This window comes from Halobacillus sp. AWH4_228, from assembly GCF_056158365.1.
In genome coordinates, this window is record NZ_JBSWTE010000001.1 from 3,352,497 (window position 1) to 3,378,601 (window position 26,105).

The window sequence follows — 26,105 nt, forward strand, 5'->3', positions numbered from 1 at the left end:
TCAGGAAGATGATTAATGTTTTTCTGTCTGGGGAGGCTCTTCCATCCATCCGTGTTTAATCATCAATTTTGCCCCTTTATGGGCATATTCAAAAATATCCTTCATAAATAAGGAAAGTTTCGCCGGCAGGTCATTCCGGAGACTGAAAGCTGTTCCCAGCGAATTCCCTCCTAATGAGAAGCTGCAGAACAGACTGACACAATACAGCATCATTTTATCTGAAAATGGAGAGAGATGAGACTGGGTGACATTGCCGCCCGAGGTCATCGGAGCAGGCGTGTCATTTTCAAACATGATTGTGGTCAGCTGCTTTACAATCCCTTTAGCCAGATTTCCGCCTTCATGGAAATATTTTCTCGTTTCAGGTTCTTTGGCCACCTGTGAAAAACCGTAAATCATCTGCATACCGATGATATTGGACTCAATTGCGTGATGGATATGGGTCATTTCCACTGTATTCAACGCTCGTCTCCCTTGGATCGGCTTGAACAATTTCAGGTAGTCCTTATCGTGTACATGCTCCACCGGCTTTTGGATGGAGACATAAGGAGCATGTGGAAGAAGTCCTTTTTTAAGCAGATACTGGGTGCACTTTTCATAATATCTTTGTGTAAGGTAGGTTAGTTCACGATACATTTCAATAATATCCTTCTGATAAGACATCGTCAGGTTCAGCGTATGCATCCCCATACTGATTTCTTTCACAAGCCGGACGAACATGATATCAAAACCATTATCGTAGAGTTTTGGAACCTCTTTTGTCACATCGTCCTTCGTAAATCCAACCGGCACTTCAAGGCCATGCTTTTCAAATATTTTTTCTATCTTCTCCGCATAGGGTTCAATGTCCTTCTGCAGATGGACCATAATCTTTTCCGCTTCCCGGTCATCCGCTTTTTCTATAAAATAGTCCAGCATCCTGAGAATCATGGTCTTTTGCTGGTAGGTCATCCATAACGTCCCGATTTCGGCAGAAGAAAGTTGAGAATTGTCCGCCATACTGACTCCTCCAATTTGGATTGCACTAAAAACTTCTGTATCCACGTGCTTTTGTTTTAGTCTGAGCTAAATCCCGTTTTTCATCCTGCAACCTGCTGAAAAGACGAAACCCACCTCTATCCACTGTTGTCAGAAGAAAAGCATCAATATTTTTCACTGATCCAAAATCCCCATACCAGAGGAATATGAAATCGGTATCATGAAAAATCAGGAAGGCGTTGTTGTTTTTAACAAAGGATTTCGTGGTAGAACCCATTTAGCAGATTAAAAAAAGGTGGTCATGTTATGAATCGTTCAATAAGCAAAGGGTGGATTTTCTTTTTCGGTGCCCTTGGCGGATTATTATATGGGTATGATACCGGTGTCATTTCCGGAGCCCTCTTATTCATCAGTGATGATATCCCACTGACAGACTTCCTGGAAGGGCTTGTCGTCAGTTCTCTCCTCGTCGGGGCTATTGTTGGTGCAGGTTTGAGCGGCTACGTTTCCGACCGGTTCGGACGAAGAAAAGTGGTGTTTACGATCGCTTTGATCTACATAGCCGGGTCTTTTGTCCTTGCATTTGCACCGAACGTTCCCATGCTCGTCACAGGACGGGTCATCCTGGGACTGGCAGTCGGCGGGTCAACGGCCATTGTACCGGTTTATCTATCGGAAATGGCGCCGACGGATTCTCGTGGTGCGCTGGGGTCATTGAACCAGTTAATGATTACCATCGGGATTGTCCTTGCCTATCTTGTGAACTATGCCTTCGCACCTGTTGAAGGCTGGCGCTGGATGCTCGGTCTTGCTGCGGTTCCTGCCGTCGTTCTTGCTGTAGGCGTCATGTTTATGCCGGAAAGTCCGAAATGGCTCCTTAAACAAAATCGGGAGAAAGAAGCGCGCAAAGTGATGGGATTGACAAGAGACGAGAAAGAAATTGAGAAAGAAATGGAACAGATGAAGAAAATCGAAGCGGAAAAAGAAGGCACCTGGGATGTCCTGAAAGCTAAATGGGTCCGTCCCATGCTTCTTGTCGGAAGTGGAATTGCTATATTCCAGCAGCTGATCGGGATAAATGCGGTCATCTATTATGCTCCTACCATCTTTACAGAAGCAGGACTGGCCGATTCTGCTTCCATTCTTGGAACCGTTGGGATTGGAGTACTGAACGTACTGATGACACTCGTGGCTATTGCAACGATCGATAAACTCGGAAGGAAAAAGCTGCTGCTGATCGGGAACGCCGGGATGGTCACAAGTCTTGCCGTTCTGGCTGCCATCTTATTTACAGCCGAACTTACCACAGCTGTTGCCTGGCTGACAGTCGTTTTTCTTGGCTTGTTCATCATCTTCTTCTCCGCTACATGGGGACCTGTCGTCTGGGTCATGCTGCCGGAGTTGTTTCCGACTAAAGCGAGAGGGGCTGCCACAGGCTTTACGACACTGCTGCTGTCCGCCGCCAACCTGGTCGTCTCCCTCTTCTTCCCGATTCTACTCGGCGCTATCGGAACCGCGTGGGTATTCGTTCTATTCGCAGTCATCGGTATACTCGCGTTCCTATTCGTTTATACGTATGTACCGGAAACGAAAGGACGAAGCCTTGAAGAAATCGAAAATGATCTACGGGGAAGCACCAGCTGAATCTTCTAAAACTCCCTGCCTTGAGGCAGGGAGTTTTAATATTACGAATATTTCTTCTTTTTTAGAACTTCTGGATTTTATGTTGGGCGTCGTATATAATTCTGTTTATGCACTTTTTATAAAGTTTTTTCTGAACGAACTATACGAACGAGATAAACATTTCAGGAGGAATAACGTGAATAAACTTTCACCCATGTATTGGATTGCTTTAGCAATAGGAATTGTGTTTGTAAGCTGGGGAGCGATTTTCCCTGATCACCTATTAAATACGATGATGACGATTCGGAATGGAATCCTTGACCGTTTTGGCTGGTTCTATCAATTCGCCGTCACCTTCATGCTCATTATTGCCTTCATCATTGCCTTCAGTAAATACGGGAAAATCAAACTTGGTAAAAAAGATGATAAACCCGAGTATACTACTCCGACCTGGTTTGCGATGCTGTTCAGTGCAGGTATGGGAATTACCCTGCTGTTCTACGGATTGACAGAACCGGTCACCCACTATGCCAACCCGCCCGTGGGAGATGCACAGACGATCGAATCAGCTAAACTCGGTCTTGAAATCAGCTATCTGCATTACGGCCTGCACGCCTGGGTCATTTATGCGATTGTATCCCTCGTGCTTGCCTACTTTAAATTTAAAAAAGATAAGCCGGGTCTGATGAGTGCTACCCTTACGCCACTCTTCGGTAACCGCATGAACGGTGTCGCCGGTTATATCGTCGATATCATCGCTGTTTTCGCTACCATCTTTGGTGTCGCCATCTCACTTGGCGTAGGTGCCCAGCAGATCAACAGCGGCCTTGCGTATCTATGGGGCGTGCCGAACAACTACGGCGTCCAGCTTATCATTATGGGAATAACAGCCGTGCTGTTTATCTACTCAGCAGCTTCCGGCCTTTCTAAAGGCATCAAATACATCAGTAACATCAACTTGATTCTGACTGTCGTATTATTTGCAGCTTTCCTGCTGCTCGGACCTACAGGATTTGTATTGGAAACGTATTCCACAACCCTTGGAAACTACATGCAGAACTTCGTTCAGATGGGGATGCGCTTCAGCCCGTTTGATGCAGAAAACAACCAGTGGGTAAAAGACTGGACGATTTTCTACTGGGCCTGGTGGATTTCCTGGACGCCATTTGTGAGTTCCTTCATTGCCCGTGTATCCAAAGGACGTACTGTACGTGAATTTATTGTGGCGGTTGTTATTGCCCCTGCTCTTGTCTGTACCCTTTGGTTCGGCGTGTTCGGTGGAGCCGGCATCTACTTCGACTTTGTGGAAGGCGTCAACGTAGCCGGTCAGTCCATGGAATCTTCCTTGTTCTATGTCTTTGACCAGCTTCCATTCAGCGGTCTGCTTTCCTTTGTAGCCGTTATCCTGATTATGACGTTCTTCATCACATCCGGGGACTCCGCCACATTCGTCCTTGCAATGCAGACGTCCCGCGGAAGCTTGAACCCTCCATTCTTTATGAAATTGAGCTGGGGTATTATCCTGACAGCGATCGCCATGATCTTAATGGGGGCTGGAGGACTTGATGGTCTACAGGCCGCAGCGATCATCAGCGGGTTCCCGTTAACCATTATACTGCTGTTGATGATCGTCAGTCTGCTCAAGTCGTTCAGAGAAGAGTTTAATGAAGCGGCTGGATCGGACTCCGAAGAAGAACAAGATCAAAAGTCTGCTTAACGAAAAGAAGCTGCCATTAGGCAGCTTCTTTATTTGTATCGACGTTTACCAATCTCATGCCTCTCTTTTCTATATCCAGTCCAAACCTACTGTCTCTTCTATAATAAAAACCCGCCTCTCCTGCAAATGCAGATGAGGCGGGTCTTTTATTTAGCCCCCGGCAATCATCCGGGCGAGCTGGCCGCATAGGAGAGCGGCGTACATGCCGACGACGTTTCCGAGAATCCCCATGAGAAGGCCGACTGGCGCAAGAGCCGGTTGGAATACGGACGCTACAATCGGCGCAGAACTTGTCCCGCCAATATTCCCCTGTGATCCGACAGCGACGAAGAACAATGGAGCACGAAGCAGACGGGCAGCAGTGAAAATAAAGAGTATGTGAATAGAAAGCCACACCATTCCCATTAAGAGAAATTCAGGAGCTTGAACAATATCTGCAAGATTCGCTTGAGCCCCTATTCCGGTAAGGAACAGATAAATTCCCATATACCCAATTTTGCTGGCACCATAGTATTCAAGCTTCCGCACCTTCGTAAAGGAAAGCAGGATACCAACAGCGGTAACAAGCAGGAATGTCCAAGTCGATGTGCTCATCACATCAGATTTCGGGATGAATGACAAATCAGCAAACAAACGGATCAAGTATGAACCGGCAAAACCGACCGCCAGAATCGCAAACAACTGTGGCAGCTCCAGCGGTTTAGCGTTGCGTGCCACGTCGGTAGCAATATCTTCGTTGATTTTTTTAATTGTAGAGTTATCTGCCTTGTTCCACTTATTGAATCGATCCTGGAAGTTGGCCAGGGAGATCATGACACCCATCCAGCCGATTCCAACGAGTGTATCGGTCAGAATAATCGGACTTAAAATATCATCCGGGGTCTTGAAGGCTTCTATCATGGCACCCATGTTTCCGGTACCACCGATCCAGCTTCCGGCAAGCGCTCCGACTCCGCGCCAGGCTTCATCAGGAAGCACACCTTGGAACAGGGCGAAAGCAACCGGGCCGCCGACGACGACTCCGAGAGTTCCTGCCAGGAAAACGAGGACCGCTTTTCCGCCGAGTTTCAAAGTGGCCGGAACGTTCGTACTGATCATTAGAAGCAGCAGACCTGCCGGAAGCATATAAGTACTTAAAAAGCTGTAAAGGTCAGAACTCTGCGGGATGATGCCGAATGTCGTCGACAACATCGGAAGAAAATACATCCAGATCAACGGCGGCAGATAGCCGAAGAATTTTTTCAGTGGTGCATAGTCAACTGTCGCTAACATGAAAACAATGCCGACGATAGCTATTAAATAGGCGAAGACCGCCATAGGCTCTTGGATAAGGGCTTGTGTGAAAATCATGATGATACTCCTTTTCTACGTAATCCTTTGAATTATCAAACAATTTATGGTTTATAAAAGCCACATTGAGGGAGTATAGCACAGGAAAACCGCTTGAGAAATAAAAAAGTACTGCCATTATTTTTCCAATCCAACCCATAAAAAAGAGGCTCCCTACGGGGGCGCGCATGTAAACGCTCCCCTGTAAAAAGCCACTGTTGAAAAATTTATTTCAATTGTATTAATCGTCCCAGATGTTCGATGATTTCGTCTGTAAAAACCTGCAGACGTGTCAAGTCTTCTTCCTTATCGGGATGCATATCTACTTTCCATCCTTCCGACATCCGCTCTCCACCGACAGCCGTTAACCTGTCTTCAAAAAGGTTCACTGCTTCACAGAACTGCGGGTAGGAGGTATCCCCTGATCCGAATACTGCAATACCTTTACCCGTCAGATCGATGTCTTCCAGGTCTTCGTAGAAATCTTCCACTTCATAAGGCAGATCTCCATCATTCCACGTATAGGATCCTAAAAGGACCGCATCGAAACCGGCGAGAAAATCGGGCTCGATTTCTTCTATTTCTTCCAAGTGGATGTCATGATCTCCTTCGAGACGCTCCTTGATCAAGTCCGCCATTTCCTCCGTATTCCCGGACATGCTGGCAAAGCCAATGAAAATGCGTGCCATAGGTTACACACCCTTTACGAGGCTGTCTTCAAGGTAACCGGAAAGCCGGGCGTGGAGACGTGCATGTGTCCGGAAACTCTCCTCATCTTTCCATTCCAACGCCTGATTGATTTTATACGTGTGATAGTTGAGAGCAAGCTGGATATCCATTTTCGTAGAAACTGCACGGCGGTCATAAAGGTCCTGGACAAACTGGGCGGACATTGGAAAAGCGCCCTCCTCATTTTTCCGCACGAGCACATACCAGCCACGGTTGGCCACAGCGTATGGATTTTGAACAATATGTAAACGATCTCCCTTATCAAACCGGATTGTTTGATGACACGAGCATTGACGACTTCCTTTTTCGTACGTAAAGGATTTGACAACAAATAAGCATTCCTGCATTGTCTTCTCTCCCTTCCTGATTCACACCTATATCATAATTGATAACGATTATCATTGTCAATAAAAAATAAAACGCACAGTCCCCCTGTACGTTTATTCCGTATGAAAGTGTCCGTCCTGGAGCTGTTTTTTAAAGAATGACGCTTTTTTACTGAGCGCCTGCTTTTTCTCTTCCGTCTGCTTATTATAGCCGCCCGCGGATGAGCTTCTGCTATTTAAATATCATTCTCCTTGTCTACATCCGCAGCGATCGCCCGTTTATGACACAGCTGATTGCCGAGAATCCACCTTGTTTTCCTCCCATCCCCTCTGTCATTCAGCTTTCCGGAACGCGATCCCCCCATTAACCCGGACGGGCCGCTTGACTCTTTCCAACATCTTCAAAATAGACTACACTGTCATAAAAAAGGAGGGATCTCTGTGAAACCAACAGCATGGATGCTCCTTGAACTTCTCCGTATTCTCCTGCTGCTTCCATTCATTGGAGCAGTACTCTGGTCTACCGTGCTTGGACCGCTTTACGAAGCTGTCGACGTTCATGATCCATACAGAGTGGTTGGAGCAGCCGGCGTATGGGTCTTTTTATTTATTATATATAGGAATTACCTTCAATTCAGTGGATGGTACAAAGGAAAAGAAAGACGGAAGCTTCCACGCGGTGCCTTGATCACCCTTACGGTTGTATCCCTGCTCATGACTATCGGTCCACTTTTCTTAGGATTGAATGGATTGTGAAGAAATTTCAAAAAAGAGGATACCCTTTGACGGGTATCCTCTTCAGACCGCTGGGATCATCCCCGGCAGTTTTTGAATAATTATTATGCAGGCAAGAGGAGATCGGCCTTCTGGATCTCCGGAACCGCCGGTCTCTACGCTTTTTTCAACAATCCGTTTTCCAGACAGAACGCCAGCAGCAGCTCCTTATATCCATGCTCCTCAAACTGGATTCCGATCTGATCCCCGCCATATTCGGAAATGATGCCCGCTCCGAATTTCCGGTGGGACACCTTCAACCCAAGCTCCATCTCCCCTTCCTTTAGCAGCGATTCATCTGATAAGTCGACAGCCGGACGGACCGGAGCCTTTTTCTTCTTCTCCCCTTCCGGCTGGATAATGCGGCGGACATTCATAAGAAAAATGGACTCTGTAACCCGCTCACTGCCTTTATAGTTATAGGAAAGGAGTTCAAGATGAGAGCGTGCCCGCGTCATGCCGACATAAAACAACCGGACCGCTTCCTCCATCGGCGCGCGGTCTTCACTTCGATACCGCTCCATGTCATCCTTGGAGGGCACCACCCCGTTAATAAGGTCGATCATATAGACATTGTCGTATTCCAGCCCTTTAGCACTGTGGAAGGTCGTCAGAGTCAGGGGAGCTTTATTTTTGTTGTACTTCGACGTCTGAATCAGCTGTTCAAGGTGTTTCAATCTGTCTGCAAAGCCCTTTAATGAACCGAGACCGTGGGCAATTTCCTCAAGGGTGTCCAGAATGCCGAATAGATGCTCCGCATTGAAGCCGAAGTTCTCACACATTTTCGTGACCGCCTTGTCATAACCGAGCTTATCCCGGATCATACGAATGGCCTTGCCGGGCTCCATGGTGTTCATTTCATGGAACCTCTTTTTCGCCTGAGCGAGATTTTTGTCTTGATACGAAGGGATATCCTCTTCTCTCAACACATCAAAAATAGAGGTTGAGAGGTGTGTTCTCTTCAAAAAAGCGATCTGCTTTTTCGTGATATAGCCGTTGAATTTCGTATGAATCCGCTCCAGGATATCCACCCGCTGATCATTATAGCTGAAGCGCATGAAGTTCAATATATCTTCAACGATCCAGTGCTTGAAAAACTTGGCATCAATATCCTTCATATAAAAATCGATACCGGCCTTATCAAGCTTGTCTGCCAGTGGAACCGCTGATGAATTGTTCCGGTATAAAACAGCCGTTTCCTCCCCCGGGGAGGCTGCTTTCACAGCTTCCGCGACATAGGTCAGCTGCTGATCATAATTGCTGAACGTCTGCATCTGGATGGGGGCGTTGGACGGATTTTCCGTAAACATCTGCTTCGGATAGCGGTTTTTGTTCCGTTTAATAAACTGATTGGACGCTTCCACAATTTCCTTCGATGACCGGTAGTTCTGCGACATCGTCATCACGGCAGCATCCTCATAAACCTTCTCGAATTGAAGCAGCTTCGTTACGTCGGATCCCCGCCACATGAAAATCGACTGATCATCATCCGCCACGACACATAAGTTGTTGTGCGGACGCGCCAGAAGCTCCACGATTTCATGCTGGACCACACTGTTATCCTGACTTTCATCGGTCAGCACATATTCAAAGCGGCTCTGATAACGGCCCAGCAGTTCTGCATCTTCTAAAAGAAACTGATGGGCGTACGTGAGCATATCGTCAAAATCGAGCAGAAGCCGATCAGAAACCTGCTGTTTTTTAAACCGCTCGTACTCTTTATACATATCAGCCGCCCGCTTCACCTGACACGAAACCTTCTCCAGCTCTTTCCCTGCCAGCATCCGGTTTTTCACGAAGCTGATGTAAGTCATCAGTTCATCCATCTCATCCTCGGACATCTGTTTCTGATGGATATCCTCATAAATCCTTTTCAAAATAAACTTTTTGTGGAGCGGTACATCCGGTCCATGGAAACCCTTTTTCAGTTCTTCATCACTGACATTCCCCTCGATCAGCTGGAAGGATTCTCCTCTTTTCTGCAGCGTCTCCCGGACCACTTGAAAGGCGAAGCTGTGAATCGTTGAGAAGTGCACCTTTTCATTCGTGAGGGAAGAAAAAAACCGGTCAAAACGATCGGACATGTCCCGGGCCGATGCTTTACTGAAAGTAATCGCCATGATCCGCTCCGGCTTCACCTTTTTCTCAAGAAGCAGGTAGCCGATTTTCATATTCAGTGTCGTCGTCTTCCCGGATCCCGGTGATGCCAGCAGGAGCAGTGGGCCGTCTGTGTGAAGAACCGCCTGCTTCTGGACATCGTTCAGTTTTACTCCCGTGTGTTGTTCCATGTTTGTGAAGAAATCCATATGTTCGTCCCTTTCTGTTCAGGAAAGAAAAAATAGATGGAAAAAGGCCCGCGCCCCTTTTCCATCTACATTTTCCATCATCATTGTTGTTCCATTATACCTCCTTCACCCAATCGATTCCAGATGATTTTCTTCCCTCTTTTTACATGAGATGACCGAAGAAGAAACATACTATCAGGGACAAGGAGGTGGAGAACGATGGCGAAGAAAACAAAGAAAAACCAAGCAGAGCAGAAGAACCAAAAAGGGTTTGCTCCAAAACAGGCCGATGTAGAGTTTTCTGAGGAGTTCGGCAGTGCTGCTGCGAATGAAGCTCATCAGAAAGAAGCGAAAAAAGCCCGCAAATCCAAAAAAGCAAAACAAGATAACTAAATGAATGTAGAGGATTTCCCTTTTTCAGGGGAATCCTCTTTCTATAGTTGGAGGTTATTATGAAACGTACAGGTCTACTTACCATCATTATTTTTTTCTCCCTTTCCACAGCACCTGTCTCTGCAAGCGTCCTCTACACAGTGAAGCCCGGGGACAGCTTATGGAAAATCGCTGCACAGTATGAAACAACGCCAGACCGTTTGAAAACGATAAACGGCATAACGGACGGTTCGCAGATCATGCCCGGGCAGTCCGTGATCATACCTGGGAATGCGTACAACGTAACGACAGGGGATACACTTTGGAAGATTGCCCGGATTCATCAGACGTCCATCCATGCTTTAAAAAAACGAAACAGCATCAGCGGAAGCGTCATCACGCCCGGGCAGAAACTCCATATCCCGCAAAGTCGGAAACAGCCGATTACCGCTGGAGCATTTTTCATTCCCGGCACCCCAGTAAAAAATCAACAGTCCATTGACTATTATGGGGAGTATTTATCTGCCCTCGGCCTGTTCGAATACCGGCCGGACGAGAGTGGAGAACTCAGCCGACTGAACGGTGAAGACTCCATATCGCGCACATGGAAAAAAGGCCTGATCCCTCATGCCACCATCACTAATTTAACTAAAGAAGGCTTCGATCCGGATTTGGCCCACCGTCTGCTGTCTAATGAGAAGAAACGAAAAGCGTTGATTGAAAATATCGCCGGCCTCGTGGACGAAAAGCAGTACAAAGGGGTGGTGATCGACTTTGAAAGTCTGCACGAAAAGGACAGGGCTTCTTTCAATACATTCATCCAGCAGCTTTCCACCCGGATTCATAGAATAGGAGGAGAAGTCGGAGCCGCCCTGCCGCCGATGACCGGCGCCTACACCCCTGCCCACCACAAAGCCTATGATTACAACACCATCGGCGGGGCCGTCGACTTCGTTTTTCTTATGACGTACAACTGGCACTGGATGAGTGGGTCGCCCGGCGCCATTGCACCGATCAAGAAGGTGGATGCTGTTATGAACTATGCAGTAACAGCCATGCCGAAAGAGAAAATTTTCTTAGGAATCGCCATGTACGCCTATGACTGGAATACAGAAGATCCTGAAGATGTCCAAGCCTATTCCCAGCAGCGAGCTGTCGATACAGCGATGGAGCACCAACGTCCGATCCATTATGATTTTGAAAAACAAAGTCCGTGGTTTTCCTACACCGATCCTCAGGGCGACATTCATGAAGTGTGGTTCGAGGACGCCCGGTCCATACTGGCCAAATACAGACTCGTGAAAAAATATGATATCCAGGGTGTCGGCGGCTGGAAAACCGGTCTCGATTTCCCTCAAGCCGGCTTCCTGCTTAAAGAAGAATTCACCATAAAAAAACGGTGAAACGCCGCACTTCCAAGCTATGATAAAATGAAAGAATCATAGAGGTAGGAGTGGGATTGATGGATAAAAAAGACATAGCCGGGATCCGGAAACAATTGAAGGTCGACAATGATCTGATGAAGATATCGAATATATTCAACGTCTATATTATGAAGGAATCAACAGACATCTATCATCATCAAAGCCAGCCGTTTGAAATGCTGGACCGCGACCAGCAGGAGCTTTTTATGACCAACTTCAAAAAAGTGCTCACAGGCCAGCTCGACGAAAAGCTGTTCGAACTGAAGTTCAACCAGGAGGCAGAGAATTCCAGCCAGTTCATTCTGCACCGCGGACTCTTGAGCCGGAACGTAGAAGACTGGAAACAGGAAATGCTCGCCATGACGGAAAAAATGATCAAGGACCATCCGTATGAAAAAGATGTCGTCATCACTTTCATACGGGCCGAATACTTAAAACCGACGAGACGACGCAGTGAAGAATCAGAAGAAAGTGACCGCGATGCCGTGTACTCCAACCCGTTTATTCTCTGCAGCGTCAACCAGACGGAAGAGCCGAAAAAGGAAATCCAGTTCGACTATGTTGAAAAAGAATTCAAGTACAATATCCAGGTCGATCCGGTTATTGACTTGAAGCACCCGCTGACGGGATTCATGTTCCCGAGCATTACCGAAGGAACCTCTGATGTCAACCACGTGCTGTACGCCGCCGGCAAAGCCAACGAACCGGACTACTGGTTTATCGAGGATGTCTTAAACGGCGAAGAGATTATGACAGCAAAAGAAGACAAAGCCGTATTTGAGGAAGTCATCCGCGGTGTCGTCGGGGATCAACTGAGTCCATCCACCCTCGCCAATGTATATGGGGAAATCAATAAAGTGGTCGAGGAAAATGAGGATGATACCCCGCCAAAGCTTGATTACCGGGACGTGGAACGGGTATTAAACCAAAGCGGCGAGCAGGTCGAAGGCGAAAAAGTGAAACACGCCTTTCAAATGATCACAGACAACGAAGGATACGAGCTGAAAGCCAGCAGTATCGTTCCTAAATACAAGACGAAATCCATCAAAATCAACACGAAAGTGGCCAACATCTCCATCAGTCCCCAGGATCTGGAGTTTGTCAGACAGGTCAACTACAAAGGGAAACGATGCATTATGATTGAAATTGAAGAAGATGCAGAAATTGACGGATTTAAAATGCTGCCGGAGGCCTTCGGAAACGAACCCTCCTGAAAAAAAGGAGTGGACACGCGTGTCCACTCCTTTTTTTCTTTTTTACCGCCAGGAGCGAAAGCCCCTTCCCTTTCCGCAGGAGTGGAAGGGGCGCCACTCCTTGGGGATTCTTTAACATCGAAAAAGACTCTTCACCCAGCACAGCTGGATGCAGGACAATCTTTTTCATATTCCGGCAGGCAGTCGTCATCAGCGCCTGTGCTTTCCCTTTTTGTTTTCCACGCAGGCGGCAACAGCGCAGCCCATGCCGTGCTTTTAAATCTGCGAACCTGCTTCGTGCACAATCTCTCTCCTCTATATTCCAACGTCGGCACGAGGAGCGTTCGGTGGTGATGCCTGCGGGAACAGCACGGGCCGAAGATCCACTTGGGCAGGCGGTCTTCCTGACCAAGTCAGTGGAGGGCGTGCCCGCGGCATTCATCCACCGATAAGCGGAATGTGACCTTTTACACGACAAATGGATAACTCGAACTGGTTAACACAGGCTTTTTCTACAGCCAAAGGGAGTGGACGGTGACGTCCACTCCCTTTTTTATTCTTGTCCGACAAGCTCCCGCTTGGAGGCATTCTTCTCTCCCGTATAGCCTTCTGGATTCTGCTTCCGCCAGTTCCAGGAGTCCACACACATATCATCAATCGTCTTCTCTGCCTGCCAGCCCAGCTTCAAATGAGCTTTGGCCGGGTCTGCGAAGCACTCCGAAATATCTCCGGAGCGGCGCCCCTCTATGGCATAGGGAACTTTACGGCCGGAAGCTTTTTCGAAAGCCTTCACGAGCTGAAGAACACTGTATCCTTCACCTGTTCCAAGATTATACGTTTCGATTCCAGTTTCGCCTGCTGTCTTTTCCAACGCATGCACGTGTCCTCTCGCAAGGTCCACGACGTGAATGTAATCTCTTACTCCTGTCCCGTCAACCGTCGGGTAATCGTCACCAAACACCTTCAATTCAGGGAAATGACCGACAGCCACCTTTGTAATATAAGGCATCAGGTTGTTCGGAATCCCTGAAGGATCCTCACCTATGCGGCCACTCGGGTGCGACCCGATCGGATTAAAGTAGCGGAGAACAGATATACTCCACGATTCATCAGAGACATATAAATCCTGAAGAATTTCCTCAAGCATCAGCTTCGTACGGCCATAAGGATTTGTGGCCCCAACCGATGCACTCTCCGTAAGAGGAAGAGAGTCAGGGGTGCCATACACGGTGGCGGATGACGAAAAGATCAGCTGTTTCACATCAAATTCCTTCATCACTTCACACAGCATCAACGTCCCCGTAATGTTGTTATGATAGTACGTCAGCGGCATAGAAACCGATTCACCGACCGCCTTCAGTCCTGCCAGATGAATGACAGCTGTAATATCGAAGTCCTTGAAAACCTCTCGTAAAAGGTCCTGATCCCGCAGATCCCCTTCTACAAACGTCAACGTCTTCCCTGTCAGTTCCTGCACACGCAGCAGGGATTCGGGGTGGCTGTTCGATAAGTTGTCCAGAACGATAACCTCATGGTCCCTCTCCAATAATTCAAGACAGATGTGGCTGCCTATGTATCCGGCCCCGCCTGTAACTAAGATCATTGCCTCTCCTCCTCTATCAATCTCTTACCTTGGAATGTACAGGAAAATTAAGGATATGTCTACTATAAAAGGAAAGGAGCCCTCCTTTAGGCTCCCTTATAAAAGTCCTCGATCTGTTCATTTTTCGACATTTTTACGCCATTCAGCCCATTTTTCAAGAAAATTTTTGTATAATAATTACCAAGCATTATAATGGCTGGATTCATGATAATGGATGAACCCGTGACTTTCTGCCAGCCTCTGACTTTTCGACTTCTGAGAGAAGGAGACAGTCAGTATTTCCAAACCTGTTTCCTGACGAAGCTGCTTCAAATCCCGCATGCGGTCCAGGGACCATTGATCTTTCGCAACCGAGGAGTAATTGTAATTCTCCCACATAATGCCGTCTACATAAGGATACGTTGTGGTCGACAACGTGCCGAACCCCCAGTTTTGAATAAGGGACAAGGAAGGGTACTGACGCCGGATTTCCTGCAGGAAGACGGCCATGCCCGCACGCTGGTCATCCAGTACATCGGATCCGCAGTGTTCGTTATCGATATTGCCGACAGTATCTAAAAAGACACCGTCCAAACCCTTATCAGCCACCTGCTTCTCAATCTCAGCCAGCAGCACCTGCTGATAATGATCAGAGGTGATATCGGTCAGATAAGAATCCCATTCCGGATAATAGACACGCTCACCGTCCCGGTGGAAAAAGTCGGACTCTTCAAGCTGACTGATCAACGCCGTATTCCAGTTATCAGCTTCCATGGTGTTGATATACCCATACACCAATGTCCCGGACTGCTGAATCGTTTCAATCTGGCTTTTAGTATAGAACACCGGTTCAATCATGACAGCATCATACGCCTGCATCTTATTCAAGACTGCTTCGGTCGGAGAATCATAATAAATTTTATAGGACTGCACATTGGAAAGTGGATGAGAAGATTGTGCAGAAGTAGATAGAGGGGAAAGTACAAGACCAGCGGCTAAAACAACAAGAAAACTCCGTTTCATTTTTGTGAGTATACCCATAATACGCCTCCTGATTATTCAGAGAGCGGCTGTGGCATTGCAGACTGGCAGTCGGCTCCTGTGAGGAACTACGACCCATGTCTTTGCGCCCTTATCTTTCGATAAGTTTGCCTTTCTCTATTCAATTTTATCCACATTATACCACAGGTTTAACATGTTAAAGTATTTTAAATCCACATGGAGGTGATTGGATGTTCTACCAACAATCCAGTTTTATCCGGAAGTTTATTGAACTGATCCTCGTATTTTTTGTATTGGGATTCCTTGATCAGACGTTGGAATGGAACATGCTGGAATGGACGCTTAACCCTGTCTTCTTTGCTGTCCTATTGTTTTCCCTCAGATACGGTGTGAATTTTGCTCTTTTGAGCTTTTTTGCTGCATTATTCTATCATGTGTATGACATGTATCAGCGGGACGGGGACTTGTTTCTCTTATTCTATGATCCCGCCAATTATTTATCTCTCCTCTTCCTACTCCTGACCGGCGTCATTACAGGGCTGTACAGCACGTCCTTCCGGGAAAGATATGAGAGTCAGCAGTATGTGCTGAAGGAAACGAAGGATGAAAATGAGGAACTAAAAACATCCTTAACTGCTCTGGAACGGTCTCAACGGGTCATGCAGGCAAAGGTCCTTGATTCCGAGTACACCCTTTCCAGGATTTACGAAGTCGGAAAGACGCTTGATCAGCCTTCTCCAGAACTTGTCCGAAACGAGGCCGTTACGATTATCGGAGACCTGTTTGAAGCGGAAAACTTAGCTGTCTATCATGTCGACTCTTCTAAGAAATCGCTGCGCCTCCGCGTTCGAAAAGGAAATACCGAACGACTTCCGCAGACGATTTTCATTGATGATGCGGCCTCGATTTTCTCACGGGGACTGAAGAACAAAACCATTACTTTAAAGACGGTTGATGATGAAGCCGATGCTCCGGTGCTGATCGGACCGATCGTCTACAATCAGGACGTACGGGAAATCCTCGTGATTGATCAACTTGATTTTGCCAAACTGACAAAATATGAAGTTCAAATCCTCTCTCTCGTGCTCGACTGGATGGCCAACCGGATCGAAAGAGCTGGAGAGTATCTTCGTAAAGAAGAAGAGCAGAAGATGTATCCAGGCACAAGTATTTATGATAAGGAAGCTTTTGACGAACTTGTTCAGCTTCAGGAAAAACGAGCGGAGAAATACGGGGTGCCTTATAGTGTCGTTTCCATCGATGTCAGCCCTTACAGGGAAATGTCGGTCGTGGAAGCAGAAATCATCCTGCGTGCCTACTTGAGAGAATTGGACATTATGGGTTACGACCAGACGGAGCAGCATTTCCACTTCCTGCTTCCAGGTACGAGCTCCGAGAATGCATCCATCGTCGAAGAGCGGATTTACAAAGCACTCGATACAAAAGGCGGGATTTACATTGGTTAATTTCCAGGAACCCTACTGGCTGATCTTTTTCTATGTTATTCACGGCCTCGCTGTTCTGATCGTTTCCCTGCTGCTTCGAAAAAGGATGCATGATGACAAAAAAGGAACCGTCACATGGCTCGCCATTACGAGCGTATTCCTCCCGATCATCGGAGAGCTTCTCGGACTGGCCGCCTGGCTGGCTGCGAAAGCGTCCGGCAGCAATCACATGATTGATGATTACGATGATTATGTCACATTCACGCCGTTGAATCTTGAATACCTGCGTTATGAAGCATCATCAAGCATGGATTTATCGCCCATCAGCGATGCCCTTTTGAGGAACGATGGCGTCAACCAGAAGGAATTGATTGTCAGTCTGATCAATTCCGATATCGCCAATAAAGGACGGCACTTGAACCTCGGCCTGATCCACAACAATTCAGAAACCGTCCACTATGCAGCTACAACCATGAACGTGCTGTCCAGCCGGTTTGAAAAAGAACTGGAACATGCCAGAAAAGAATTGGCCCCGGAAGCACCCATGTCTTTCGAGCGTTTATGCAGCGTGTACGAACGTTATCTGGGAAGTGGTATTCTTGATGAGAACGGACAGGCGCGGCTCGAGAAACAATATGAACAACTGCTGGAAGAAATGGTTCCGAAACTTGAAAAAGAACCATGGATGTACCGCAGTCTCGGCGATATTTACATACGTCGTGGAAAAGAGGAAAAAGCGGTGGAAGCTTTCCGTGAGATGGTCAGCCGCTTCCCGGCCCATCCAGGAGGCTACTTGAAATTGATTGAAATATACTATGCAGGACGCGACTGGACAAACATCAAGCCTGTGCTCAACGACCTTTTCCAACATGTGCAGGCAGAGGACATCCCTGAAAGCCAACGCTTCATTATCCAACAGATGGGAGGGAAAACACTGTGAAAAAACAAATCACTATTTATGCTTCGGTTCTTTTCCTTCTATTCACAGCTGCCATTATCATTCTGCAATTTATGCGGCTCGATATGTTTCATCAGTGGTTTCCTGCCGAAACGGCACAAGAAACATCGGTGGAAACGATGAGCACGGAGGAGAGTCCCACAGAAGGAGAAGAACTTCAGGTTTATGTGCATAAAAATGACACCCCATTGTCCAAGGACGCATTGGAAAACCTGGAATACGCCATGGACTACGCTAAGGTTTCCTATAAGGAGATAACGAAAAAGGAAATGGAAGAGCTGACGCCTTCCCCTTATACCGTCCTCGTTCTCGGAGGTGAGCACTCCGAAGAATGGCCGTATGAAGAAATCCGCTCCTTCGTGGAAAAGGGAGGAAACCTGTATATTGCCTCACGCTTCATCAATCCCAACTGGAATGAACTGATCGGCTTGGAAGATGTGGAAGATTTCCTCGACGATATATACGGGCTGACGTTTGAGAAGGAAGTTTTCCCTGGATATATGGATTTAGGTGAGGATTCCCAGCTGTTTTCCCACAGCATTGCTGATGTTGAACTCGCTGAAACCGCCGATGTTTACATTTCAGCAGAAGATCACCCGATTTTATGGGCGAACAATTACGGAGAAGGGAAGGTCATGTTCTGGAACACCTCTTCTGTTACAGAAAAAACCTCACGTGGACTAATGCTGCAGGCCCTTTCCTTCCTGCCTCCCACATTCGTTTCCTCACAGGCGGGTATTAAGGTGATGCACATTGATGACTTCCCTTCTCCTGTTCCAAGCGGTACGACAGATGTGATCCAGCGGGATTACGATTTGACTGTGGAAGATTTTTATTCTGAAGTCTGGTGGGAGGATATGAAACGGATCGGCGAAGAAGAAGATGTGATTTATACCGGATACTTAATTGGAACCTATCAGGATACGATGGATATGACAGCAGAAGACCTGATTGAAACCAGACGTTTCCCAATGCTTTATTTCGGCCGCAAGGTTTTGAAGGAGGACGGGGAAATTGGACTCCATGGATATAATCACCAGTCTCTTGTAACAGCAGATGAACCGATCAATCCTGAATACGGCTACCGTCCTTGGCAGAATCAAGGCGAGATGGAAGAGTCTCTAAACCGAGTGAACGAACTGTTCAACTACTACTTCAAGGAAAAGGACGTTCATTCCTATGTCCCCCCTTCCAATGTGTTAAACGAAACCGGGGTGCGCGCTCTGCATGAAGTATTTCCGGAACTTGAAGCTGTATCCGGCTTGTATACAGGTGACAAGGAGACGGGAGCCTTCTTACAGGAATATGAACCAAACAGTGAGTTTCCATCCATCTACCATTTCCCAAGGATTTCAAGTGGGTATGGGGAGACCGATGAAGAGCGTTTCGTCCAGATTGATGCGATTGCGAACTTCGGGGTATTCGCCCACTTCATCCACCCGGATGATGTGCTCGATCCATACCGGGCCGGAGACAGTGGATGGCCGGAAATGAGGCAGTCTTATGAAGATATGCTCCATTATATTCACGATCACTACACACACCTGAAGGGGATGCGGCAAACGGACGCCACAAAGAAAATGAAACAGTACCAGGCTTCTGTCATTGACGTAACCTATCAGGACGAGCAGATCGTTATCAAGGGCGAAAATCTCCTCTCCCCTTCCACAGTTCTTGTCAGATTGAATAAAGGAAGGATCGAGACCGGTTCCTTTGATTATGGAGATGTCGAATCTCTCGGTGAATCCGGCACACTTTATCAAGTGACCCTTAAACAGCCGTATGCTGAAATTACGATAAAGGATGAAGCCTTGTGAAAATAGGAATGGTCGTTGAAGGAAGCTATCCCTACGTAAGCGGCGGCGTGGCCAGCTGGGTACAGATGCTTGCTGCACAGATGCCTCAGCATGAATTCGTCATTATTGCCATTACACCGGAGGAAATGACCGCTGACGATTACCGCTACGAGCTTCCTTCCAATATCACGGAAGTCATTAACCTTCCATTGAATCTAAAACCAGCCGCAAAAAAGCGGCGCGTCAAACTGACTGAAGAAGAACAGCATATGTTGACCGATTGGATGATGTTCCGCAGTCTTCCGCCGGATGTACTGGACATCTTCAAGAAAAAAATCGGTTCGACCGAAGCGCTCTTTTCAAGCGAACTGTTCTGGAACATGGTACAGGAAAGCTACCGGATTGAAGAACAGTCGGGTTCCTTCATCGATTACTTCTGGATGTGGCGCGGCATGTTCACGCCTGTCCTCGAGCTGCTGCAGGCGGAGTTCCCTGAGCTTGATCTGATCCATTCTGCGTCCACGGGTTATGCCGGACTGATTGCTGCTGCCATCAAGCAGCGTCAGGGAATTCCTTATCTCTTAACGGAACACGGCATCTATTCACGAGAGCGTGAGGAGGAAATCCTGCAGGCTGGATGGATTCCTGAGTACTATAAAAAACGCTGGGTCCAGTTTTTCCATCATTTATCCAAGCAGGCCTACACGGAAGCGGATGATGTGATTACGCTTTTCGACCGCAACAGCCGGCTCCAACATGAACTTGGTGCTGATGAAGACAAGCTGGCTGTCATTCCAAATGGCATCCATTATGACCGGCTTTCAGGAATTGTCAAAGTTCCCAAAACAGATGTTCTGAAAATCGGGGCGATTGTCCGCGTTGTTCCAATCAAGGATATTAAAACGATGATCAATGCCGCCAAAATCCTCGATGACAAAGGGGTCCCTTTTGAGCTGACGATTATGGGACCACTGGATGAAGAGGAAGAGTATGCCGAGGAATGCCGGCTGATGATTGAACAGCTGAGTCTAAATCACTGCGTCATGCTTGCGGGTAAGGTCAATATCATAGACTACCTTCCTCACTTTGATGTCTGCCTCTTGACAAGTATTTCAGAAGGGCAGCCGCTGGCCGTCCTTGAAGGTATGGCAGCAGGGATTCCTTATGTCGTCACAGATGTGGGGTCATGTTCTGAGCTGATGTATGGACGTGAAGATGATCCCTTCGGACCGGCAGGCTTTGTCGTCCCGCCCGTGAATCCGAAAGCCATTGCTGAACACTGCCAATGGTATTATGAGCACCCTCAGGAAGCTGAGAAATTCGGAATAAATGGACAGAAGCGGGCAGAAACGTATTATCAAGTGCACCAATTCATTGATCAGTATACAGAGTTGTACACAGAAAGGGGGATGGCTTATGGCCGGCATCGGGTTTAAGCTGCAGAAATTGTTTCAGGAGGACTACTTCTCCTCGCGGATTAAAGCCTACGCATTTGCAGGACTGGTCACCTCCGGTCCGTGGCTGGTCGTTATTGCGACCATTGCTGTGATCCAGTGGATGACCTCTTTCTTCTCCCTGCTTGATCTGCAGGAGAGGGAGCTGTTCAACCTTTCTGTAGCCTACTGCTTCATCTTTTCCCAGGTCCTCTTCGGTGTGCAGCAGTTAGTTGTCACCCGGTACACCGCCGACCTGTTTTATGAACGACGAACAGAGGCCATTTTCCCAACGTTTATCGGGATGACAAAGGTGACGCTCGGACTTGCTTTCATCAGCTGGTTGATTTTCTTTTTGATTTCGCCTCTTCCCTACTACTTCAAATGGCTGATGTTGATTCTTTATGTGACCGTTAATCTCATCTGGGTGCTGTTCCTGTTCCTCAGCGCAGCGAAATTTTATCAGGCCGTGGCCTACAGCTTCCTGGCCGGAGGCGGAGCCGCTCTGCTTCTCGTCTTCCTGTTTGGAAAAAACGCTTCCTGGTTTCCGGTGTTCGAGCACTCCAACAGCTTCTTTCTGCTTGCCGGATTTACGTCAGGCATGCTCGTGACGTTGTTCGGGTTATTCATGTCGATGCTCATGACGTTTCCAACCAGGTCGAAGGAGAACCAATTCAGCTATCTGGACTATTTTGACCGTTTCCCTTCCTTATTCTGGACGGGATTCTTGTACAATGTCGGCATCTGGGTCTGTAACTGGGTGATCTGGTTCGGTGAAGGAAACGGCTTCCTTTTAGAATCTTTCTTGTACCACCGCATCTATGATACGGCGATATTCTGGTCGTACTTAACGATCATCCCAACGCTGATCATTTTCGTCGTTTCCGTTGAAACGCGTTTTTATGAGCGGTACCGTGTCTTTTACGGTTATATCAATGAAGGGGGGACGCTTTCCCAGATCAAGACTGCGAAAACAGCGATGCAGCGCGTTCTGAAGCAGGAAATGGAGCGTCTGATCCGCAGCCAGGGGCTCTTTTCCCTGCTGATCCTTCTGACGATTGGAAGTATTGCATCCTTCCTTTCCCTAGAACCTGATATTGCCTCCATTTTCCGCTTTACGACCATCGGTGCGTTTGCCAATGCGATGGTTCTTGTGATTACACTGATCCTCCTCTATTTCGAAGACCGGCAGGGAGCCATGTGGACATCCATCATCTTTTTCCTATTGAATCTCGGGTTGTCGCTGTTGTTCCTCCCATTCGGCTATGACGGCTATGGGCTGAGTTTCTCGATTGGGTCCACGCTGGCCTTTGTATTCGCACTAGCCCGTTTGATTCTTTTCATTGAGAAAGTCGACTATCAAGCTTTCTGCCAGCCGCAGGCACTCACCTACACGCAAAAGCGCAGACCGTTTACAAAGCTGGGGGCATGGATGAACAAACGCACCCTCTTCTAGCAGAAAAGGTCCGTCCCCACTCATGGGACGGACCTTTTTTATTCTCTATAACGGCGCCCGCTTCGTGTTTTAACAGATGTTCAAACCTACGTCCCATTCTATATCATTTAGAAGGCTATTTTTTTGAGGGCCGTACTGACCGATGCCATTGTCGGAATCATCCCCCTCCCGTCCTGATTGAGAAACTTCAATGTATTTCTCACCATATCCGGTCGGATTCCTGTACAAATGGGGGATATGCCGAGAAGCTTAAGAACGCCTGTCAGCTCATAGAGTAGTTTTCCGGCATGTTCATCAACATCATACAATCCGGACACATCGATGATCAGGTAGTTGAGGCGGTGACGGGGGATTTCTGTGCAGAGCTGCTGCATCATATGCTCCGTCCTTGTTTGATTCATCGTGCCGATCAGAGGAAGAACAGCGATTCCTTCCTTCAGCGGGACGATAGGAGTCATGACTTTGATCAGTTCACGCTCCGCTTCTTTCTGTGTGGTCATATCACGAAAGATCGATTGAATCGCCTTAGTTTCTTCATATTGAATTGGATGACAGAAAAGTTCTACCTCCACAACCGTGCCGTCTCCCCGGTAGACGGTTGTTTCCACCAATTCCCCGATTCTGCCCTTCTCTTCCCCATCCTTAATCCGTCCTCGGATAAAAGACCGGAAGTCTTCTGTAAACACATCTAAGACATTTCCTCCGACAATCTGGTCTTTTGCCAGTCCAAAGAACTCGGAAGCCGCTTCATTGATGTGAAGAATTTCATGATCGCAGTGGATGACGGTCGGTTCCATCGAATATTCGGTAATTTCCCTGTGCAGGCTTTCTTTTTCTTCATTAAATAAGGCGCGTGTCGATTTTTTCATCCCGCTCCCTCCCCGTTGAATGGTCTTTTTCCAGGCAGCTTTTTACTATAGTAGCACACGGAAACAGAGATATTTGTCACATTATGGCGAAGGACAAAGAAATATCATTGAGAATGAAAGCGCTGTACTTGAAAATTTCCTGTATGAATTTTAACCACTTAAAATATATTATATTTTCTGATAGTTTGTTACAATAAAGCTAGTAAACTTCTTGAAAAACCTAAAAAACCGCATTACACCGCTTTTTGTCGATCGCTGCCACTTCCCTCTGTTCTATGAACACGAACGTTTGTTCATAAATCTTTCAAAATATTTACGGGTTCACTCTTTCAATCTATGTTCTTTTTTATTATAATTATAATCTGAGATGGGTTATAAAATAACATAAATTCTGAAGGGAGAATTGTTATATGCATAAAGATGATCTTCACGGAAGCCAGGGCGGTCAATGCCCGTTCACTGGTCAAACGAATGGTGGCACAGAGGAAGAAACAGCCATTACCACACAAAAAGTAGGAACGACCAATAAAGACTGGTGGCCGAATATGCTCAACTTGAGTATTCTTCACCAGCACGATAAGAAAACAACGCCGATGGGCGATGATTTTGATTATGAGGAAGAGTTCAGCAAGATTGACTATGATCAATTGAAGCAGGACCTTCATGACCTGATGACAGACAGTCAGGACTGGTGGCCGGCGGACTACGGGCATTACGGTCCCCTTTTCATCCGTATGTCCTGGCACGCTGCGGGAACATACCGTACAGGTGACGGACGCGGTGGTGGCGCGACAGGAAACCAGCGTTTCGCTCCATTGAACAGCTGGCCGGATAATGCCAACATAGATAAAGCCCGCCGTCTCCTCTGGCCGATCAAACAGAAGTACGGCAATAAACTCTCCTGGGCCGACCTGCTCGTTATGACAGGTAACGTTGCTCTTGAATCCATGGGTCTGAAAACGTTCGGCTTCGGAGCCGGCCGTGAAGACATCTATCACCCGGAAGAAGACGTCTACTGGGGTACAGAGAGAGAATGGCTGGCCGACAACCGTTATTCCGGTGACCGCGACCTTGAAAATCCACTGGCTGCTGTTCAAATGGGCTTGATTTACGTCAACCCTGAAGGACCGAACGGCAACCCGGATCCACTTGGAAGTGCCCGTGATATCCGCGATACATTCGGACGTATGGGAATGAATGATGAAGAAACTGTAGCGCTGATTGCCGGTGGACACACCTTCGGTAAAGCCCACGGTGCCGGAGATGCCGAAGCCCACGTTGGTCCGGATCCAGAAGCAGCACCGATTGAAAATCAGGGACTTGGCTGGCAGAGCACACACGGCAGCGGAAAAGGCCGCGACACAATCACAAGTGGTGTGGAAGGGGCATGGACAGCAAACCCGACGACATGGGATAACGGCTTCTTCGACCTTCTATTCGGCTACGAGTGGGAGCTATCCAAGAGTCCTGCCGGTGCCAACCAATGGGCTCCTGTCAACCAGAAGGAAGAACATATGGCGCCTGATGCTGAGGATGCATCCATGAAAGTACCAACCTTCATGACGACCGCGGATATGGCCCTCCGCATGGATCCGGATTATGAGAAGATTTCCCGCCGTTATCATGAAAATCCGGACGAATTCGCCGATGCATTCGCCCGTGCCTGGTTCAAGCTTCTTCACCGTGATATGGGACCAAAAGCAAGGTACCTTGGACCTGAAGTCCCTGAAGAAGATTTGATCTGGCAGGACCCTGTACCTGAAGGGAACTACGATCTGTCTGATGCAGATATTGAAGACATCAAGTCCCACATTCTTGATTCTGAACTGACGATCAGTGAGCTTGTCAAAACAGCCTGGGCTTCTGCAAGCACATTCCGCGGCTCTGACAATCGTGGTGGAGCCAACGGAGCGCGCATCCGTCTGGAACCGCAGAAAAGCTGGGAAGTCAACGAGCCTCAGCAGCTGGCCAAAGCTCTTGACGTGTACGAGCGCATCCAGTCGGAAATCGATTATGAAATCAGCCTGGCTGACTTGATCGTCCTTGGTGGCTCAGCTGCCATCGAACAGGCGGCGAAGGATGCCGGTGTTCATATCACAGTCCCATTCGCACCTGGACGCGGAGATGCCACAGAAGAACAAACCGACGCTGAAAGCTTTGATGTATTAGAACCGATGGCTGACGGTTTCCGTAACTACGAGAAGAAAAAATACACGCTCAGCCCTGAAGAGCTGCTCGTCGACAAAGCCCAGCTCCTTGGACTGACGGCCCCTGAAATGACCGTTCTTATCGGCGGCATGCGTGTACTTGGAGCGAACTATGAGGATACGGATCTTGGTGTATTCACGAACCGTGTCGGCTCGTTGACCAACGACTTCTTCGTCAACCTGCTTGATATGGGCATCGAGTGGAAGCCTGTGGATTACAACCGCTATGAAGGCCGTGACCGCCAGAGTGGCGAGCTTGTCCGCACTGCTTCCCGTGTAGATCTTGTCTTCGGTTCAAACTCTGTGCTTCGTTCCATTGCAGAGGTATACGCGACAGAAGACAACAAAGAGAAATTCGTCCATGATTTTGTATCCGCATGGGTGAAAATCATGAACGCCGATCGTTTTGACCTGAAAAAGAATAAAAACCTGGCTTATAACCAGGCGTAACCATTAATCATCAACGCCCCCGACCCCAAAAACCCTGGAAGCGGCACTGCTGCTTCCAGGGTTTTTTATATGCATCCTGAGTCAGGACAGCCGTCCGCACAATTAGTTACACTTACCGGACGGCAGGGGTTCACCTCATCTATCGGAATAGTCGTTC

General features: G+C 47.7%; 20 protein-coding genes and 1 riboswitch. Of the genes, 12 read left to right on the plus strand and 8 right to left on the minus strand.

Going from position 1 to position 26,105, the window contains the following annotated elements; genetic code table 11:
* Window positions 1-12: 12 nt before the first annotated feature.
* On the minus strand, window positions 13-999 hold the full coding sequence (locus ACXADP_RS17445; RefSeq protein ID WP_474967455.1) for a DUF3231 family protein: 987 nt from the start codon (window positions 997-999) through the stop codon (window positions 13-15).
* A 285-nt stretch (window positions 1,000-1,284) separates the two neighbouring features.
* On the opposite strand from ACXADP_RS17445, the gene ACXADP_RS17450 reads away from it, so the two are divergent.
* Both ACXADP_RS17450 and ACXADP_RS17455 read left to right on the plus strand, forming a co-directional pair.
* Window positions 1,285-2,622 carry a sugar porter family MFS transporter gene (locus ACXADP_RS17450; RefSeq protein WP_474967454.1) on the plus strand — a complete coding sequence of 446 codons (1,338 nt, stop codon included), beginning with the start codon at window positions 1,285-1,287 and terminating at the stop codon, window positions 2,620-2,622.
* A 175-nt stretch (window positions 2,623-2,797) separates the two neighbouring features.
* The gene (locus tag ACXADP_RS17455) at window positions 2,798-4,318 is read left to right on the plus strand and encodes a BCCT family transporter (protein ID WP_474967453.1); all 1,521 of its coding nucleotides are present in this window, start codon (window positions 2,798-2,800) and stop codon (window positions 4,316-4,318) included.
* A gap of 150 nt (window positions 4,319-4,468) precedes the next feature.
* Here the strand turns inward: ACXADP_RS17455 and ACXADP_RS17460 are convergent, their stop codons facing one another.
* The 3 genes from ACXADP_RS17460 to ACXADP_RS17470 form a co-directional block, all read right to left on the minus strand.
* On the minus strand, window positions 4,469-5,668 hold the full coding sequence (locus tag ACXADP_RS17460) for a DUF819 family protein (RefSeq protein WP_474967452.1): 1,200 nt from the start codon (window positions 5,666-5,668) through the stop codon (window positions 4,469-4,471).
* A 206-nt stretch (window positions 5,669-5,874) separates the two neighbouring features.
* Window positions 5,875-6,336, minus strand: coding sequence for a flavodoxin (locus ACXADP_RS17465; RefSeq protein WP_474967451.1), 462 nt, complete (start codon window positions 6,334-6,336; stop codon window positions 5,875-5,877).
* A 3-nt stretch (window positions 6,337-6,339) separates the two neighbouring features.
* Window positions 6,340-6,723 carry a hypothetical protein gene (locus ACXADP_RS17470; RefSeq protein ID WP_474967450.1) on the minus strand — a complete coding sequence of 128 codons (384 nt, stop codon included), beginning with the start codon at window positions 6,721-6,723 and terminating at the stop codon, window positions 6,340-6,342.
* Window positions 6,724-7,143: 420 nt separating this feature from the next.
* Between ACXADP_RS17470 and ACXADP_RS17475 the strand changes: the two genes are divergently transcribed.
* On the plus strand, window positions 7,144-7,458 hold the full coding sequence (locus ACXADP_RS17475) for a hypothetical protein (RefSeq protein ID WP_474967449.1): 315 nt from the start codon (window positions 7,144-7,146) through the stop codon (window positions 7,456-7,458).
* Window positions 7,459-7,592: 134 nt separating this feature from the next.
* On the opposite strand, the gene ACXADP_RS17480 is transcribed toward ACXADP_RS17475, so the two are convergent.
* A complete protein-coding gene (locus tag ACXADP_RS17480) occupies window positions 7,593-9,782 on the minus strand; it encodes an ATP-dependent helicase (RefSeq protein ID WP_474972019.1) in 2,190 nt (729 codons plus the stop codon).
* A gap of 198 nt (window positions 9,783-9,980) precedes the next feature.
* Between ACXADP_RS17480 and ACXADP_RS17485 the strand changes: the two genes are divergently transcribed.
* Genes ACXADP_RS17485 through ACXADP_RS17495 form a run of 3 tightly spaced genes read left to right on the plus strand, consistent with a single transcriptional unit; the run spans window position 9,981 to window position 12,771 of the window.
* Window positions 9,981-10,154 (plus strand): hypothetical protein, encoded by a 174-nt coding sequence (locus ACXADP_RS17485; protein WP_202409778.1) that lies wholly within the window; start codon window positions 9,981-9,983, stop codon window positions 10,152-10,154.
* Window positions 10,155-10,213: 59 nt separating this feature from the next.
* Window positions 10,214-11,536, plus strand: a complete 1,323-nt coding sequence (locus tag ACXADP_RS17490; protein ID WP_474972020.1) for a glycoside hydrolase family 18 protein — start codon at window positions 10,214-10,216, stop codon at window positions 11,534-11,536.
* 59 nt (window positions 11,537-11,595) lie between these two features.
* Window positions 11,596-12,771, plus strand: coding sequence for a DUF4317 domain-containing protein (locus ACXADP_RS17495; protein ID WP_474972021.1), 1,176 nt, complete (start codon window positions 11,596-11,598; stop codon window positions 12,769-12,771).
* 532 nt (window positions 12,772-13,303) lie between these two features.
* Here the strand turns inward: ACXADP_RS17495 and galE are convergent.
* On the minus strand, window positions 13,304-14,353 hold the full coding sequence (galE, locus tag ACXADP_RS17500) for a UDP-glucose 4-epimerase GalE (RefSeq protein ID WP_474972022.1): 1,050 nt from the start codon (window positions 14,351-14,353) through the stop codon (window positions 13,304-13,306).
* A gap of 177 nt (window positions 14,354-14,530) precedes the next feature.
* Window positions 14,531-15,373 (minus strand): glycoside hydrolase family 191 protein, encoded by an 843-nt coding sequence (locus tag ACXADP_RS17505; RefSeq protein WP_474967444.1) that lies wholly within the window; start codon window positions 15,371-15,373, stop codon window positions 14,531-14,533.
* Between the two features lie 35 nt (window positions 15,374-15,408).
* A riboswitch (cyclic di-GMP riboswitch) is annotated at window positions 15,409-15,495 on the minus strand.
* A 69-nt stretch (window positions 15,496-15,564) separates the two neighbouring features.
* Between ACXADP_RS17505 and ACXADP_RS17510 the strand changes: the two genes are divergently transcribed.
* From ACXADP_RS17510 to pelG, 5 genes are read left to right on the plus strand one after another with little or no spacing between them, the layout of a single operon-like run.
* Entirely contained in the window at window positions 15,565-16,800 is a 1,236-nt protein-coding gene (locus ACXADP_RS17510; protein WP_474972023.1) for a GAF domain-containing protein, read from the plus strand.
* Window positions 16,793-17,719, plus strand: a complete 927-nt coding sequence (locus ACXADP_RS17515; RefSeq protein WP_474972024.1) for a tetratricopeptide repeat protein — start codon at window positions 16,793-16,795, stop codon at window positions 17,717-17,719. The genes ACXADP_RS17510 and ACXADP_RS17515 overlap by 8 nt, the downstream gene beginning before the upstream one ends.
* Window positions 17,716-19,554, plus strand: a complete 1,839-nt coding sequence (locus ACXADP_RS17520; RefSeq protein ID WP_474972025.1) for a DUF2194 domain-containing protein — start codon at window positions 17,716-17,718, stop codon at window positions 19,552-19,554. The genes ACXADP_RS17515 and ACXADP_RS17520 overlap by 4 nt, the downstream gene beginning before the upstream one ends.
* Window positions 19,551-20,969 (plus strand): GT4 family glycosyltransferase PelF, encoded by a 1,419-nt coding sequence (gene pelF, locus ACXADP_RS17525; protein ID WP_474972026.1) that lies wholly within the window; start codon window positions 19,551-19,553, stop codon window positions 20,967-20,969. Before ACXADP_RS17520 ends, pelF begins: the two co-directional genes overlap by 4 nt.
* Window positions 20,950-22,422, plus strand: a complete 1,473-nt coding sequence (gene pelG / locus ACXADP_RS17530) for an exopolysaccharide Pel transporter PelG (RefSeq protein WP_474972027.1) — start codon at window positions 20,950-20,952, stop codon at window positions 22,420-22,422. The genes pelF and pelG overlap by 20 nt, the downstream gene beginning before the upstream one ends.
* Before the next feature lie 107 nt (window positions 22,423-22,529).
* Here pelG and ACXADP_RS17535 read toward each other — a convergent pair whose 3' ends face one another.
* Complete coding sequence (locus tag ACXADP_RS17535; protein WP_474967438.1) at window positions 22,530-23,291, minus strand: PAS domain S-box protein; 762 nt, start codon at window positions 23,289-23,291, stop codon at window positions 22,530-22,532.
* Window positions 23,292-23,701: 410 nt separating this feature from the next.
* On the opposite strand from ACXADP_RS17535, the gene katG reads away from it, so the two are divergent.
* Entirely contained in the window at window positions 23,702-25,948 is a 2,247-nt protein-coding gene (gene katG, locus ACXADP_RS17540) for a catalase/peroxidase HPI (protein ID WP_474967437.1), read from the plus strand.
* The last annotated feature ends 157 nt before the right edge of the window (window positions 25,949-26,105 follow it).